General features: G+C 73.1%; 14 protein-coding genes. 9 read left to right on the top strand and 5 right to left on the bottom strand.

What is annotated here, in order from left to right; genetic code table 11:
- The first annotated feature begins 158 nt into the window (after window positions 1–158).
- The 4 genes from mobF (at window position 159) to OG730_RS41550 (ending at window position 6856) form a co-directional block, all read left to right on the top strand.
- Window positions 159–4907, top strand: a complete 4749-nt coding sequence (gene mobF / locus OG730_RS41565; RefSeq protein ID WP_327309715.1) for a MobF family relaxase — start codon at window positions 159–161, stop codon at window positions 4905–4907.
- A gap of 12 nt (window positions 4908–4919) precedes the next feature.
- Window positions 4920–5630, top strand: coding sequence for a hypothetical protein (locus OG730_RS41560; protein WP_327309716.1), 711 nt, complete (start codon window positions 4920–4922; stop codon window positions 5628–5630).
- A 93-nt stretch (window positions 5631–5723) separates the two neighbouring features.
- Window positions 5724–6011 carry a DUF6225 family protein gene (locus OG730_RS41555; protein WP_327309717.1) on the top strand — a complete coding sequence of 96 codons (288 nt, stop codon included), beginning with the start codon at window positions 5724–5726 and terminating at the stop codon, window positions 6009–6011.
- Window positions 6012–6136: 125 nt separating this feature from the next.
- Window positions 6137–6856: a PP2C family serine/threonine-protein phosphatase gene (locus tag OG730_RS41550; RefSeq protein WP_327309718.1), complete on the top strand. Its 720-nt coding sequence runs from the start codon at window positions 6137–6139 to the stop codon at window positions 6854–6856.
- 42 nt (window positions 6857–6898) lie between these two features.
- Here OG730_RS41550 and OG730_RS41545 read toward each other — a convergent pair whose 3' ends face one another.
- Entirely contained in the window at window positions 6899–7063 is a 165-nt protein-coding gene (locus OG730_RS41545) for a hypothetical protein (protein WP_327309719.1), read from the bottom strand.
- Between the two features lie 204 nt (window positions 7064–7267).
- Between OG730_RS41545 and OG730_RS41540 the strand changes: the two genes are divergently transcribed.
- Window positions 7268–7615: a hypothetical protein gene (locus tag OG730_RS41540; RefSeq protein WP_327309720.1), complete on the top strand. Its 348-nt coding sequence runs from the start codon at window positions 7268–7270 to the stop codon at window positions 7613–7615.
- 63 nt (window positions 7616–7678) lie between these two features.
- On the opposite strand, the gene OG730_RS41535 is transcribed toward OG730_RS41540, so the two are convergent.
- Complete coding sequence (locus OG730_RS41535; RefSeq protein WP_327309721.1) at window positions 7679–8326, bottom strand: hypothetical protein; 648 nt, start codon at window positions 8324–8326, stop codon at window positions 7679–7681.
- Between the two features lie 297 nt (window positions 8327–8623).
- Here OG730_RS41535 and OG730_RS41530 point away from each other — a divergent pair, with 297 nt between their 5' ends.
- Entirely contained in the window at window positions 8624–9061 is a 438-nt protein-coding gene (locus tag OG730_RS41530; protein ID WP_327309722.1) for a RapZ C-terminal domain-containing protein, read from the top strand.
- A 388-nt stretch (window positions 9062–9449) separates the two neighbouring features.
- A complete protein-coding gene (locus OG730_RS41525) occupies window positions 9450–10022 on the top strand; it encodes a hypothetical protein (RefSeq protein WP_327309723.1) in 573 nt (190 codons plus the stop codon).
- A 13-nt stretch (window positions 10023–10035) separates the two neighbouring features.
- On the opposite strand, the gene OG730_RS41520 is transcribed toward OG730_RS41525, so the two are convergent.
- Complete coding sequence (locus OG730_RS41520; RefSeq protein WP_327309724.1) at window positions 10036–10728, bottom strand: hypothetical protein; 693 nt, start codon at window positions 10726–10728, stop codon at window positions 10036–10038.
- A gap of 296 nt (window positions 10729–11024) precedes the next feature.
- Here OG730_RS41520 and OG730_RS41515 point away from each other — a divergent pair, with 296 nt between their 5' ends.
- Both OG730_RS41515 and OG730_RS41510 read left to right on the top strand, forming a co-directional pair.
- Window positions 11025–12593 carry a hypothetical protein gene (locus tag OG730_RS41515; protein WP_327309725.1) on the top strand — a complete coding sequence of 523 codons (1569 nt, stop codon included), beginning with the start codon at window positions 11025–11027 and terminating at the stop codon, window positions 12591–12593.
- Window positions 12590–12970: a hypothetical protein gene (locus OG730_RS41510; protein WP_327309726.1), complete on the top strand. Its 381-nt coding sequence runs from the start codon at window positions 12590–12592 to the stop codon at window positions 12968–12970. The genes OG730_RS41515 and OG730_RS41510 overlap by 4 nt, the downstream gene beginning before the upstream one ends.
- On the opposite strand, the gene OG730_RS41505 is transcribed toward OG730_RS41510, so the two are convergent.
- Window positions 12939–13634 (bottom strand): NUDIX hydrolase, encoded by a 696-nt coding sequence (locus OG730_RS41505; protein WP_327309727.1) that lies wholly within the window; start codon window positions 13632–13634, stop codon window positions 12939–12941. The two genes, OG730_RS41510 and OG730_RS41505, sit on opposite strands and share 32 nt — an antisense overlap.
- A complete protein-coding gene (locus tag OG730_RS41500; RefSeq protein ID WP_327309728.1) occupies window positions 13631–14812 on the bottom strand; it encodes a pyridoxal-dependent decarboxylase in 1182 nt (393 codons plus the stop codon). The genes OG730_RS41505 and OG730_RS41500 overlap by 4 nt, the downstream gene beginning before the upstream one ends.
- Window positions 14813–15015: the final 203 nt, after the last annotated feature.

The raw sequence follows: 15015 nt of genomic DNA, 5'->3' as shown, positions 1-15015 counted from the left end.
GGTGGTGGTGGGGGTGAGGCCGGTCTCCGGTTGATGGCCGTTGGTGCGCAGCACACCTCTGGCACTTTTGGCCCGTCCACCCCTCGCGGGGCTGGATTTCCCGCCGGACGGAACGGCTGGGGCGATTGCCTTCCAAGCCCTTGGGAGGAACCCGCCTGGTGCCTTCCGGAGTCCTGCCGGGCTGGTCGACTGCCGGGGTGGGGATGACCGGGGCGGCCGTGACGGCCGAGAACTACCGCTACTACCGGAGCAACGTCGCCGCTGGCGACGGGGTCCACGGTGGTGGGCCGGCCGTGTCCTCGAGCCAGCCGGGCGTCCCGGCCGGTGTGTGGACGGGGCGGGCCGCGGCCGCGCTGGGGCTGGCCGGTCAGGTCACCGAGCCGCAGATGCGGGCGCTGTTCGGCCTGGGCATGCACCCGGACGCCGAGGAGCTGATCGCGGCCGAACTGGCCAGGGGAGCCTCGCCCCGCCAGGCACTCAAGGCGGCCAAGCTGGGGCCGGCCGTGCCCCGGCTGTCCGATCAGTCCCCGCTGGACAAGCAGATCGAGGAGGTCCTCGACCTCGCGGCCGAGCGGCTGTGCCGGCCGCTGACGAAGTCAGAGCGCCGCGAGCTGACCCACCGCACCGCGGCGCTCGCCTTCGAAACCGAGTACCACCGGAAACCGGCCGACGGGGAGGAGCTCGGCCGGTACCTGGCCGCGCGGACCGGGAGCCGGCGCCGTGCGGTGACCGGCTGGGACCTGGCTTTCGCCTCGGAAGAGCTCTCGCTGCTGTTCGCGCTCGGCAGTCCCGAGGTACGGCGCATCGTCCTCGAGGTGCTGGCCCAGGCGCGGTCGGAGTCCCTGGCATCGCTGGAGGAGCAGGCGCTGGCGGTGCGCACCGGCCCGGGCGGGATCGCCCAGCAGCGGGCCGAGCCGGCGCTGATGGCGACGGTCTACCTCCACTACGAATCGCGTGCCGGGGATCCGATGCTCCACGAACACGTGGTGATCAGTCCGCGTGTGAAGGGCCCGGACGGCCGGTGGCGGAACCTGGATTCGCGGCTGCTGCTGCGCGAGATCGTCGCCGCCAGCGAGCTGTTCAACCAGCGCTCACTGGAGCTGATCTGCGACCGTCTGGGGCTGGCCGCCGAGGAGGTGGTGGTCACGCCCGGCAGGCGGCCGGTCATGCGGATCGTCGGCATCGACCCGCGGATCCGGGCCGAGTTCGCGCAGAGGTCGGGGGCCGTGCGGACCATGGCCGAGTCCCTGTTCGACGACTACCGGCGCCGTTACGGCCGCCAGCCCGACACCACCGCCCGGATCCGCCTGCAGCAGCGGGCCACGCTGATGACCCGCCCGCCCAAGGGCAAAGCCCGCTCCCTGGACGACCTGCTGGCCCGCTGGCGGCGCCGGGCCATCGCCGCAACCGACCGCACCACCGTCGAGGAGTTGCTCACCGCCGCCCAGGCCGCGGCCCTGGCCCCCGGCGCCCGACTGCCTGCTGAGGCGGTCCTCGATGTCACCGCCGCCGCCGGCGAAGTGCTGGCGGCCGTGACCGAGCGACGCACCACCTTCCGGCGCCGCCATGTCCTGGCCGAGGCGCGCCGCTACCTGATGCGGACCCTGTGCGGGGCAGCCGCCGCACCCCACCTCGCCGAGGAGATCACCGACCGGGTCCTGGCACACGGCGACTGCCTGGACATCACTCCGCCCGAGATCAACCCCTCCCACCCCGACCTGCTGCGCCCGGACGGCTCCAGCATCTACCGGCCCATCGGCTCGGCCACCTACACCACCCACTCGCTCCTGGCCGCCGAGCACCGCCTGCTGGCCGGGGCTCGTACGCGGGTCATCCCGCCCGTCGCGCACGGCACGTTCGCCCGCACAGCCACCCTCCACCAAGGCCCCCTGGACGCCGGACAGCAGGCCCTGGCTTCCTCCTTCGTCCTGTCCGACCGGCTGCTGCTGGCAGGACTCGGCCCCGCCGGAGCGGGCAAGACCACCGCCATGCGCCTGGCCGCAGCCGCCGTGGACGCCGCCGGCGGCCGCCTGATCCCCCTCGCGCCGTCCTCCCGCGCCGCCCAGGTCCTCGCCACTGACCTCGGGCGGCGCGCCCACACCCTGCACTCCTGGCTCCACCAGCGCGGCCAGGCCGCCGACGGCCACGGCGTCGGCGCCGACTTCGCGCTGCGCCCGGGCGACGTCGTCCTCGTCGACGAAGCGGGCATGGCCGGCACCCTTCTCCTGGACCGGATCCTCGCCGACGCGGCCGCCGCCGGAGCCGTCGTCCGCCTCCTGGGCGACCCGCACCAGCTCGCCGCCGTCGAAGCCGGCGGAGCGCTGCGCCTGATCTCGCAGGCGGGCGCCACCGTCGAACTGGACCGGCTGCACCGCTTCACCACCCCCGGCGAAGGCGATGCCTCCCTCATCCTGCGCGACGGCGAGCAGGCCCGCACCGTGTTCGACTGGTACCGCAGCAAGGGCCGCATCGTCGCCGGCCGGCACGAGGCGATGTGCGACGCGGTGTTCACCGCGTGGGCCCACGACATCAGCCGGGGCCTGGCCTCGCTGATGACCGCCGCCGACAACCTCACCGTCACCGACCTCAACCACCGCGCCCAGGCCTGGCACATCGACCGACAGGACCTCGACACCAGCCGGTGGGCCTTGCTGCGCACCGGATCCCGCGCCCACGTCGGCGACATCATCGTCACCCGCCTCAACCGGCGCCGCATGACGGTGCGCGGCGGCAAGGACTTCGTGAAGAACGGCGACACCTGGGTCATCGAGGAACTCCTGGCCGACGGCGCCGCGGTCGTCCGCCACACCCAGCACCGCGGCCGCATCACCCTGCCCGCGGACTACCTCACCACCCAGACCGAGCTCGGCTACGCCTCCACCATCCACCGCGCCCAGGGCATGACCGTGGACACCTCCCACGCACTGGCCTCCGCCCGCTCCAACCGCGAGGGTGTCTACGTACAGCTGACCCGCGGACGGCGCACCAACCGCCTCTACATGGCCATCGACGACGGCGACCACCTCGACGACGTCCTCGCCGCCGTCGCCGCCCGCCGCAGTGCCCAGCTGACCGCGACCGAGCACATCGCCGCCCTGCAGCGCGACATCGCAAGCCCCGGGCAGCTGTCCGCCGAGTATGCCGACGTCACCGAACGCGCCACCGCCGCCCGCCTCACCGGCGTCCTCGAGCAGATCCTGGGCACCGACCGGGCCGCGATGTTCCTGGCCGCCGACGCCTACCCCGCCCTCATCCGCGCCCTCCACGACGCCGAACGCGCCGGGTTCGCCCTGCCCCGCCTCCTCACCCGCGCCACCCGCAGGCTCTCCTTCACCGAAGCCGACGACGTCGCCGCCCTCCTGACATGGTGGCTGCGCGAAGCCCTGACCGACGCCGAAGAAGCCCGCAACACCGCCCGCGACAGCGCCCTCGCCGCTCTCACCACAGCCCAGCTCGACCATCTCAAGCAGCTCGCTGCCAGCCACCGCGCCGCCGCCAACGAAGCCCTGCGCGCCGCCGATGCCGCCTTCACCCACCTGCCCACCGCCGTCACCACCCGCCGCGCGACCACCCACCCCGCCTGGACCGAGCGGCCGCTCGGCCCCCTCACCCGCACCGAGCTCGCCTCCCAGATGGCCGCCGTCCGCACCCAGGTACGCAGCGCGGCCGCCACCGGCCGCCCCCTCTCGGACGCGGCCCGGGCCACCATCACCGCCCTGACCGCCGAGACCCAGCTGCGCCGCGCGATGACCTGGCGAGACCGCGCCCGCGAGGACTACCAGCGCGAGCGCTCCCCCAACCGCCCCCACAGCAGCGGCCAGTCACTGACCGCCGCCCGCCTCCAGGCCGCCAAGCAGCGTGCCGCCACCGACCAGCGCCAGGCCTGGGCCCGGGCCGCCCTCACGCGCGCCCACGCCGCCGGCGCCCGCATCGACGCCGAACTGCGCCTGCGTGAACGCCTGCCCGACCACGCCCCGCCCGCCCGCGTCCACCGTGAGATCCCCGACTGGGTCGCCGACTCCCACGCCCTGACCCACCCCGACACCCCTGCCCACTGGCGCACCCATCTCGCTGAACGTCACCGCATCCTGGCCCGCTCGCTCGCCGACCGCGGCCACACCCTCGCCGCCGACCCGCCCGCCTGGGCACGGCCACTGGGCCCGCCGCCCTCCACCCGCTCACCGCGCCGCCGCCACGCCTGGGCCACCACCGCCGCCCTGGTGGAGCTGTGGCGCACCCGCCACGCCATCACCGGCGTCCCCGGCCTGGGCCCGCGCCCGGCCGACCCCGACCAGCAAGCCGACTGGGACGACCTCGACGCACGCATCCGCGCCCTCACCGGACGGCGCCGCCCCTCCGGGCACCTCCCGCCCCCCGGCGCGCCCGCCCACCAGGTCCTCGCGGCCGCCCTCGACCACCTCGACACCCCGCCCCCGGCCGGACCCCTGCCCGCACACCCGGCGCTGCGCGATCCCTTCGGCGTCGCGCCCCTGAGCTACGGAGCCCTCGACGCCAAGCTCGCCCGCACCGCACTGGCCGCAGCCCTCGCCGGCGAAAGCGCCCCCGAGGGGTGGATGGAGGAGATCACCCCGCCCGGCGAGGACGACGAGGACGAGCAGCGCACCTTCACCAGGCTGATCAGCGCCCTGTCCGACTACCGGCGCCGCCACCACCGCGCCGGACCCGACATCCTCGGCCCCCGCCCCGAAGGCCTCGCGGGCGAGGAATGGGACCACCTCACCGACGCCATCGACCTCTACACCCACGCCCGCGTCGCACGCCGCCTGGAGCAGATGCGAGAGCGCACCGCCGCGGCCCGGGCCCAGCTCCTGCCCCCGACCTCCCCGCTCCACGAACATCCCCGGCCGGACAACAACCGCCCGGGCCCGCAGCGCCCGACCCGCTGAAACGGACCACCGATGACCCTCCAGCTGCACCTGCCCGGCCATCTGAGGCCACGCTGGCGCGACCTGCCCCGCCTCGCCGCCCTCCTCCAGCGCCGCCTCGGACCCCCGCCCCTGCACCCGCTGACCCGGCCCGCCGCCTGCTGGCTGTGGCTACTCACCCTCGCCACCCAGCACGCCGCCGGACGCCTCCTCGCCCACGGCACCGCCACCGTCTCGGTTACCGGCCCCCGCGTCCCCTGGACCCGCCGGGCCGCCTGCACGGCCGTCCTCACCGCAGGCCTCGCGGCCCACCTCGCGTGGATCTGGCTTCCCCTGGAGGCCGCCGCCTGGGCCCTGAAGAGCCACACCTGGCCGCTCACCATCGCCGTGCTCGGCTTCGGCATCACGCTCTCCCTGCTCGTGGAGACCGGCAACCTGCTCCAGCACACCCGCGCGCTCACCTCCCTCACCGCCACCCGCCGGCACCTGCGAGCACACACCGAAGGCACCTGGTGGGAAGCCGGGAACCTCGCCGGCCACGACAACGACCCCGTCTCAGCCGGCCGCCTCGTCCACCAGGCGCTGCACCTGGCCGACGCCCACCAGGCAGGGCTGGTCGTCGTGGCCAGCAGCCCGGCCACCCACCGCGCCTACCTCCGCCGAGGCTTCACCCCCGGGCCTCTCAACCCGCGTGTCCTCATCCGGCCCCCGCACCCGACGGCCCGTCCTGGCGCGGCGAGCTGACCGGTTCCTGCTTGCGGCGTCCATTTCAGGAGCGGTTCGTTGGGGTCAGTGGCACAGGCGCTTCGGCGCGATGGGGAAGAGGAAGAGGGGCAGATGAGCACGCGTCGCATCGACTCGGAGGGCTACCACCACAGGGTCGCGGCATGGACGGTCGGGCAGCTGCGGGCGGCGTTGGCCGGCCTCCCGGATGACACGCTCGTGGCCGCGTCGATTCCGCACAGCCTGGGACCGCGCCCCAACGACCCGGCGGGAGCCGAAGACTCCGACTGGGTCGTCACGGATCTGGAAGAGGCGCCGTCGGCCTCCGAACCGCTCGTCCTGGTCCTTGACCGGCCCACGGGCCGCTACGTCTTCATCCACCGGGAGGAAGAGGGTGAGTAGCGCCGCCTCACACGTCCCACCAGCCCCAGTTTCGTGAAGTAGCACGTTCTTTGCCTCTCCAGTGCTCCCACCCGTACTCACAGCGGGGCCACTCCGGGCCCCGTGGAGGCGAAGGAGACACAGCGGTGACGAAGACGACCAACCCGACGGCGCCCACCGGGGCCGTGCTTGTGGGAGTGGCGCGGCGGCCGGGCACCGAGCCGCCGTATGCGGACGGTGCGGACTACCAGCGGCGAGGCGATCGTGTGACGGCCGCCGTCGTCGACAGCGCAGGCCACGGCAAGGAGGCCGTGCGCTACGCCGCGACCGTGCCCGCGGTCATCACGCAGATGGGCATGGTCCAAGGCGGCCTGGCCGGGCTGACCACCGCTGGGATGATGGCGCAGGCCCACGACACGGTGCCGCACACCAGCGCCGTGTACGTGAGCATGGAGCCGGACCGGACCACCGCCGTGTACTGGATCGGCGACGCGCGCGTCTACTCCGTCAACGACGGCACGGTCACCCTGGTGACCACCGACATGACCATGGCCAACTACCTGAGGACCCGGCGCGGCTTCGCCCCCGACCTCACCGCGGTCTACGACGACTGCTCCCGGCTGGGCCTCGCACAGGCCGGCTGGGGAACCTGCAGCGTCGCGGAGATCCCGGAAGACCACCTGGTCCTGCTCGTCTCGGACGGCATCCCCGACCACGTGGACGCGGCGGAGATGACGGAGCTGTGCCGTACGCACGCCGCCGATCCGCAGGCCCTGGCCAGCGCCCTGGTCGCGGCCGCCGCACAGGACGCCGACGGCTACCGAGACGACTGCACCGTGATCGCGATGCGCCACCGCACCGCCTGACGCCGTCCGGACCGGCCGCTCCGGGCGGCCGGTCCCTTCTGCTCAGAGGGTGCGCACCGACCGGAAGTCAATGGCCCGGCCGGTCTCGGCGAGCAGCTGCGCCGCGACCCGCTTGGCCTCCGCGGGCACGTCCCCTCGCTCCCGGATGAGGGACGCGTAGATCGGAGTGTCGCCGGATGCCCAGCGCGCCGGGTCGTACTGATGCACGGCACTCCCTTTCACGACGGACCGGGTAGCGAGTGTAGGCGAGCAGAAGGCCAGGCGTAGGAGAACGGGAAGGAGGCCAACTACACGCAACAAGAGGTGGAGTTGCGCACACCGGCATCCCGCCCGCTTGTCCGGGATGCCGGTCTGCCCGGACCGGCGCCACCACGAAGCCCCTGTACCACTGACCCCTGGAGAGGACTGGCCATGCCCGCCATCGGCCCCGGCTACAACGACCCCGAGTACGACAACTACGACCCCGACTGGCGGCACCAGGAAACCCCGTTTCGGAGGTGGCTCCGCGAGCACCTCACCGCGGCCGGCACCGCGTGCGCGGCGGACATCGCAGCCAGCTACGCCCCTGCCAACCGCTACATCGGGCTCGACAGCGCCGACCTGGACACCCTCGCGATGCTTACCGGTACCACCATCGACGACGTGGGCAGTGCTCACAAGGCCGACCTCGGCCACTGGGCGCGCGAGCAGCAGCTACGGGATCACCCCGACCTCGCCGTTCTCGACGCCGATCTGGACCGCCTCCGCCACCGTTCCTGACCTGGAGAAGGAGGCGACCAATCTCGATGTGAATCCCTACCGCTGGCGGGGGGACGCACGAGGTCAGTCGAACTCCAGACGGCGGCGTACGTCGGCGGCCTCCTGCTCTTTCAGGGCCGCGATGATCTGCGGGTGATCGGCGTCGAACGCAGCGAGCGCGTCACAAGCCTGTTCGTAGGCCGCCTCGTTCCCGGGCTGCTGCTCGCGGTAGTAGGCCCCCGGGTCGCCGCCCTCGTCGTCGTGGGCGCGAGCCCGCTGCTCCGAGTCAGTGTCGAGCGCGGCGGCCGCCGCGCTCACGAGCCGGGCGCGCCGCGCCATCAGGGTCTTGCCCTGCGGGGAGTGCAGGACGGCCGTGCGGGCGGCGTGCTCCCTTGTCCGCTCCGCTTGGTCCCGACGCCATTCGTCGAGCTGTTGCCCTTCGGCCGAGGCGTCGAAGGCGGCCTTGGCCGTCTCTCCCAGGGCGGTCAGCCGCGCGGCCTCCTCGGGCGTGAACCACAGCGGCTTCGGGAACGCGGGAATGAGATGTGTGCACCCGGCGGGCATGTCTTCTTCCGCAACGCCGCGCTGAGCGGCGTCCTCCAGCCAGCCACTGGCGATCCGCTGGCCGTCACCGTCGACGGCCTCGTAGCTGACCGCCCCGAAGACGGTGATTAGGGGAGTGACGTATGCGGTACGGCCGGCGTCGAGCGGCTTGCTGAACGTGGTGTCCATGGGGGTCTCCGCGCAGGGTGGGTGACGATGTCAGCGATCCGGCCCTCTGCTCGCGGCAGAGGGCCCTGCTGGGCTGCGATCCTCACCCCGGCAGCCGTGCCGGGCCCTGGGCCCACCGAAGCCGTGGGCGTGCCACCCCGCCTACCGCGCGGGGGACGCGGTGCGTCGAGCACCGCAGCACCAATCGTACTCACGGCGCCCCCACGGGCGGCTCACGAGCTGGACTTGCCGCGCACATGAGGAAGAGGCAACAGGCAACTCCTTCCGCCCGGTCCGGCCCGGGCCAACGATGGAGGCATGACCCGAAACCACACCGAGAACAACGGCCTTGTCCAGGTCGTCCTGCAGTCCGCGGGCACGCTCCACCCCGGCACAGTCGAACTCATCGGCGACGGCCTCTTCTTCGACATCGGCGGCCGCCTGCGCAACCCGCACCACGACCCGGCGATGCGCTACCGGACCGGCCTGGAGCCCGAAGTCCGCAGTCACGTCCTGACGACGCCCGGCGCGAACCGGGTGATCAACGAGATCATGGACACCACCAGGGCCGTCTTATACGGCTACGCCGAGCCACGCCGCCGTCTGGTGAAAGTGACGGTCGCCTGCAGGGGTGGCAGGCACCGCTCCGTGGCGATCGCCGAACAGGTTGCCGAATACCTGCGTGCCGAGGACGACATCTGCGTGGAAGTCGAGCACCCCCACGTCAGCCTTCCGGTCGTGGAGAACCAGCCGTAATCCCCGCGCGAGCAGCAGACCCGCGCGGACCGTACAGAAGAACCTGGCCCGGTCCTTCATGAACAGCGTCTGCCCGGCGTGTGCGTGAACTGCGCCCAGGCACAGGCGAAGGCCCCCGGCGCTCCTCGGCCGAGGGCCGTTCGCCTGCCCCGCCCGGAGCCGACGGCCTCGCGGTCAGCCCGTGCGGCACGTGCTGTTTGTGCGAGCGGTGCGTCCTCTTGCCCGTCGTGCACCGGGTCCTTGCCGCCTGGTGGGACGCACCCTGAAAGAGCTGACTCACCGCTTGGGAACACACCCCCACGGGGAGAAAACCTGTGGCCTCAACGGCATGCAGGTGGCACATAGTGGTCCTCGAACTCACCATCGAGCAGCGAGAACGGACAGCCGCGTGACGACCGCCAACAGCGAATCCTCCACCACCGTGCGCATCCCCGGGCGGGGATGGACGGTCCGGCTCACCGGCCATACCGACCGCTCGGCAACCGTGACCTGCACCGCGACCTGCCGGATGCCGGCCCGCTCTCGCGACCTGGCGACCCTGCGCCGCTTCGCCGCCCAGCACGCGGCCGCTCACGCCAAGGCGGCCACTGTCCGTCCGAACGCCTCCTGTCACTGCCGCTCCCAGCGCTGCGACGCGCACGCCGCACACAAGGTGCACTGCGCCGGCTCCGTCGTGATGGTCCTGCGCCACGACCCCAGTGTCGGGCAGGTCTGGATCGTCGAGGAAGTCTGCGAGAGCTGCGCACCGCTGATCCCGCACGCCCGCATCCTTGCCCGCGCCACCGCTCCCGCCCGGCCCGCAACGGTCAAGCCCGCCGCGCAGGTCCCCGCTGCGGGCCGGCCGGACGTGATGGGCCTGTTCTCCTCTGCCGGTGCCGTCGCCGACTCCGGCCGCGATGCAGTGCGGCCGTCCCGAAGCGGCGCGGGTAGTCCCCGCCGCAGTCCCCGCCAGGGCCGCTGAACGCGGGCAGGTGTCAGACGGCGACGTCGGCCAGGTCGGCGGACGCCACGATGACCGCCTGGGTGAACTGCCGGGTGGCCATCAAGCAGGTTTCCGCCGCCGCGCTCGGATCGGTCGGATTCTGCAGCCCGCGCAGGATCATCAGCCCGGCCAGGACAGCGGTATCGACCGCATCGTCGAGGATCTGCCCCACCGTGAACTCACCCGTGGAAGTCGCTGCCTTCACCAGACCGATCGCGGCTTCGGGATCGTCCAAGAACGAGGCGAGGAAGTCCGCGCTGATCGCGGGGAGCGCCATGGCGGCTGACTGCGAGGCGGTCGGAAGCGCGATCGCGCCCGGTCCGGGAAGGTCGTCTTCGACCGGGCCGAGTACCGCATCGACGAGGACCTGATCGGCTTCGGCGGCCGCGCACCGGGCCTCGAAGGTGCGCTGCCCCTCCGTCTCCTCCCGGGCCACGGCGTCCGGCCAGCGCGCGGCATCTTCCTGCCTGGCGGCATCCAGCCGGGGGCCGGCGGCCGCGCCGAGCACGACGATCGGCAGCAGGTTGAAAGGCACGTCGCCCTGCTCCGGTGCGGCGTTGGCGATGGGCCTGTACACCGTGCCGGCGGCGTTGGCGCAGTCGCCGATCAGTTCGGCGAGGGTGGCGATCAGTCGCGCGTGCCGTCGGCGGCGCGCGGGTGTCTCGAGCGGGTGGGGTGCAGTCACCTCAGCACTATCGCGGGTACGGCCCCTGCCTGTCGCAGTTCTGCCCATGTTCACCGGGGCGGCGCCCTCGCGGTTACCGGGCAACCGGCTGGGCGAGCAGGCCTTCGTCAGTGTGGGGCCACGGCGGGTGCGTCCCGCCCGGCGGGACGGATCCGCCAATACCGCGTCGGGTGCTCCCGCCGGACGGGAGAACCCGGCTGGAGTGCGCAGGGCGTTGATGATCGCGGGCATGCTGCGGCCAGCCGCCCGTTCCCGGACCCGCGCGGCGCCCCCACCGCCGAGCAGAAAGTCCCTCGATGAGCGAGCCCACCTCCCCCCTGCCCGAGGACCTGTCCTCTCTCCTGGCCGCCGCCGGACCCGATGCCGTCGCTCTGGTCGAGACCGACACCGGTCTCGACCTGGTCACCTGGGAGGAAGCACCGGCACCCGTGGTGGGGGAGACCGGCCTGCTCCGTACGCGGTCGACGGGGGAGGGCGTATCCGTTCTGCAGGTCTGCCAGGGGCGGCGCGAGGCTCTGCTGAGGTGGCTGGAGCTGGACGACGGAGAGGGGCAACTGGCCCTGGTCACCACCGGGCAGGCCCCGGCCGAGCACACGCCCGGCGAGTTGGCGGCCCGCCTGCTGCGGGATTCCGCGTCCGGCGACGCCGAGCTCCTTCAGGCGATCAGCCGCTGGTTCTCGCGCCGCTTCGCCCCGGGGCCGCAGAGCATGGAGGCGGGATGGGCGGCCGCGGCCGCCGCCTGGACCTGCCACATGCGCGCGCTGGCCGATGTCCCCCTGACCGCTGTGCTCTCCGCCGCCCGCGAGCTCGCGGGCGACGACGGCCCGGCCACGGACGAGCTCATCGTGCGCACCAGCCTGAAGCTCGCGGACCTGATCGACCGGATGCACGCACCGCACCGCACCCGCGCCGACCTGGTCGCGGACTGGAGGACCATCCAGCCCCTGGCTGCGGCCGTCCCCGCTTTGAGGGCGGGAGCGGACTGGCTGCTCGACCAGATCGCGCTGCGCGACGCCCCCGCGCAGCAGCTGCGCGCCGTCCTCGAGCCCGACATCAGCGATCACCTTCGCGACCTCCGGATAGCCGGCGGCCCCCTCCACGCTCCCGGCCCGGCTCTCGACGCGGCCCGCACCGCCCAGCTGGCGCAGGCCCGTCAGACCGTCCGCTCCTACACCGCCGCCTTCTACTCCGGACGCACCGAGGAAGCGGATCTGCTGCGCAACGTGTTTCCCGCGCCCGCCCGTTCGCTGGAGGCCAGCGCACCGGCACAGGCATGGCGGCAGGTCTCGCTCACCGCCCGTCACGCCCTGGAAGCGGTCTCGACGCGCCGCGCCGCGGCGACGGCCGAGGACGACACGGCGTACTTCGCCGACCCGGAGCGGCTGCATGCCGAGTCCGTCTACCTGACCGCGTGGCAGGGCCGGATCGACATGGTCCACGATGCATTGGGCCGCCTGGCCGCCCCCCTATCCGTTCCCCACGAGGTGCCAGGAGACCTGCGTGAGATCGCGCTCCAGGTGCCCGCGCGGCGTCTGGCCGATGCTTTCGGAACCCACGAGCGGGCGCTGACGGCTCTGGACGGGCAGATCAGCTATCTGCAGCAGGAGCCCATCCCGGCGCACCGGCGGAAGGCGACCCCCGGCGAGCTTGCCCTCCTGACAGCAGTGCGGGACACCGTCGTCCCTCATCTGCCCGTGGGGGAGAGTCTCAAGGCCGGGCTGGACGAGGACGCGATCCGGCGGCGGGTGGAGCAGATCATGGCCGCCACTGCGGCACCGGCCACAGGGCAGGTGCTGCTGCCGTCTGTCCTCCACGACCACGGCCTGAATCTGCAGCAGTCCGGCCCGCTCGGTATGCAGCCGTGACCCGCGTCCTCACCCTGCTGGTGGCGCCGTTGGTCCGGCGCGGTCTGCCCCGCCTTGCCCTGGCCGTCATGGCACTGGCGGGGTCCGCGGCCGCGCTGTCGGCCTCGGCAGCCGTGGTGGCGGCAGGCCGGGGCCTGGTGGCCGTACGGCCCGACACAGGCAACGGCGGTACGGCGGCCGTTCTTCTCGGGCTGCTGACCGTGGCCACCGTGGCGGCCGCGCTGCTGGCCATGGCAGGGAAGGCGGGACTGGCCGTGTTCGCCGTGCTCACCCCGTGCGCCGCCTGCTTCGATCTCGCGGCCCGGCACCGGACCGGGCCCCGCCGCCTGGTACCTGCTCAGCCGGTCAAGCGGCAAGTCCCGCGCGGCGGGCCCTGAAAAGCGCGGCGATGGTGAAGGCGTCCGTGATCCGGCCGCTTTCTGCCATCTGTTCGGCCTCCGCGAAGGAGACGGTCCGCGCGCGACGGACCCCTTCACCGCTCTCCAGGTCGCCGACCGCGTCGATCCGCGCGGCGTACAGCTCGACCTCGCTGGCGAGAATCCCGGTGTCGGGATGGAGGGTTCCCAGGCTGATCAGCTCACGTGGCGAGGCGCCGACTTCTTCCTGGAGCTCCTTGGCGGCGTTCTCCTCGCCGTCGAGGCCGGGACTGCCGCCGCCGCGGGGGATCTCCCAGTGCCAGGACCGGGTGGCATGCCGGAAGTGCTCGATGAGCACCACCTTCCCCTCGTCCAGCACCGGCAGCACGGCCACTGCGGGGTCGGTATGGGGCGCAAGCATGCGCAGGTAGCGGCCCGGCGTTCCGTCGGGGAAGACGACCGGGTCCTGCAGCAGGATCCACCACTGGTCGCGGTAGACGACCTGCCCCTCGGTCATCGGCCAGTGCACGATGCTGATGCCTCCCTCGCCGGGCGGGGTGAGGAACCAGCTCGGCCGGGTGTCGCGCAGGTGCGCGTAGGCGGACTCCGGGGTGTGGTCCATCATGTCCCCGACCTTGACCGACAGGGCGAGCAAGGAAGCGGGAAGCGGCACGGCAGGCGTCACGCGGCGGCCTCCCAGCGGGCCCCGGCCAGATCGGCGGCGAGCTCATCGACGGCCGCGCGGGTGACGTGACCGACCGCGACGAGGTGCGCGATCGGCCCGGCACACGCCAGATGCCACTTCTGAACGACCCACGCGGGCGGCCGGTCGAAGGTGACCGTCAGCGAACCGTGCACCCGCTCCGGACGGACCCCGGCCTCCTCCAGCCGGTCCACCGCGTAGGCGGCGACGTCCTGACAGCGCATCACCAGCGCGGCCATGCCGCTGCGCCCCAGCGATCGCAGCCGTGCCCACATCAGCAGCGACGCCAGGCCTGAGCGCGAGCAGGCCAGGGTGCGGTCGGCCGTCCCGACGTACTCGCCGCCCATGACCTGCGGCATCAGCTCGCGCCGGGTCAGGGAGATCCCGGCGGGCACCGGCAGGCCGAGGATCTTGTGGCCGGAGATGTTCAGGCTGTCGGCGCCGTGCGCGAATGACCAGCTGGGCTGCGGGCTGGTGTGCGCGGCGACCAACCCGCCTGCGGCCGCGTCGACATGCACATGGACCGGGCCGGCCGCGGCGGCCGCACCACGCAGCGCGGCGATGTCGTCGACCGCGCCGCGCATCGTCGTCCCGCAGGTCGCCGCCACGATCGCGCCGCCGGCCGTGCCGCGCCGCAGCAGGACCTGCAGGCGCAGATCGGCGGCGTCCATCGATCCGTCGGGCAGCGACGCCACGGTCACCAGCTCCATGCGCAGCAGCTCGCACGCACGGCCGATGCTGTAGTGCGCCTGGTCGGAGGCGTACACCGGGGCGTCGGGCATGCGGCGGCGGGCTGCGGCGAGCCCGTGCAGGAGAGCCTCGCTGGAGGAGGACGCGACGTACCCGTAGACGTCGGACGGCAGCGCGCCCGCGAGACGGGTGACGTACTCCAGCACGGCGAGCTCGTACAGCTTGGCGCCGATGTCGGAGGCATCGCGGCAGTCCGGGTCTCCGACGTTGTTGAACAGCATGCCGAGCAGCGGCGCGAGCTCCTCCAGCGAGAAGTCGAGGTTCCCGGGAAAGCCGAGCACCTGTTCTCGCTCGTCGCGCATGACAGAGGCCAGAGCGTGGAGCCGGCCGACGTCCGCGGCTGTGTCCGACGGCAGATCCTCGATGGCCAGACCCGCATCCAGCGGGATCGGGGCAGGGTGTGCGCTCACGTCAGCGGCTCCACGCAGGTCGACGGCAAGGGGGCATCCCATCTACGCCCGGCCCGCGCCGTCGTGGGCGTGATGGCGGCCGTGGGCACCGCAGGGCGGGAGAACACGGTGCGCCAACCCCTTCCGGCTCCCGCCCCGCGGACCTCCGTCCCGAGGGCGCCGGGCCGCGTCCGGCGGCGGCCACAGGCCCCGGCATCCGCCCG

It is taken from the genome of Streptomyces sp. NBC_01298 (genome assembly GCF_035978755.1).
GTDB lineage: Bacteria > Actinomycetota > Actinomycetes > Streptomycetales > Streptomycetaceae > Streptomyces.
The sequence above is the reverse complement of the archived record's forward strand: the minus strand, read 5'-3'. Positions and strand labels throughout refer to the sequence as shown.

Excerpts from the sequence above, each read along its gene's own strand:
- OG730_RS41560 (WP_327309716.1), top strand. The coding sequence starts at position 4,920 with ATGACCCTCCAGCTGCACCTGCCCGGCCATCTGAGGCCACGCTGGCGC.
- OG730_RS41555 (WP_327309717.1), top strand. The coding sequence starts at position 5,724 with ATGAGCACGCGTCGCATCGACTCGGAGGGCTACCACCACAGGGTCGCG.
- OG730_RS41540 (WP_327309720.1), top strand. The coding sequence starts at position 7,268 with ATGCCCGCCATCGGCCCCGGCTACAACGACCCCGAGTACGACAACTAC.
- OG730_RS41535 (WP_327309721.1), bottom strand. The coding sequence starts at position 8,326 with ATGGACACCACGTTCAGCAAGCCGCTCGACGCCGGCCGTACCGCATAC.
- OG730_RS41530 (WP_327309722.1), top strand. The coding sequence starts at position 8,624 with ATGACCCGAAACCACACCGAGAACAACGGCCTTGTCCAGGTCGTCCTG.
- OG730_RS41515 (WP_327309725.1), top strand. The coding sequence starts at position 11,025 with ATGAGCGAGCCCACCTCCCCCCTGCCCGAGGACCTGTCCTCTCTCCTG.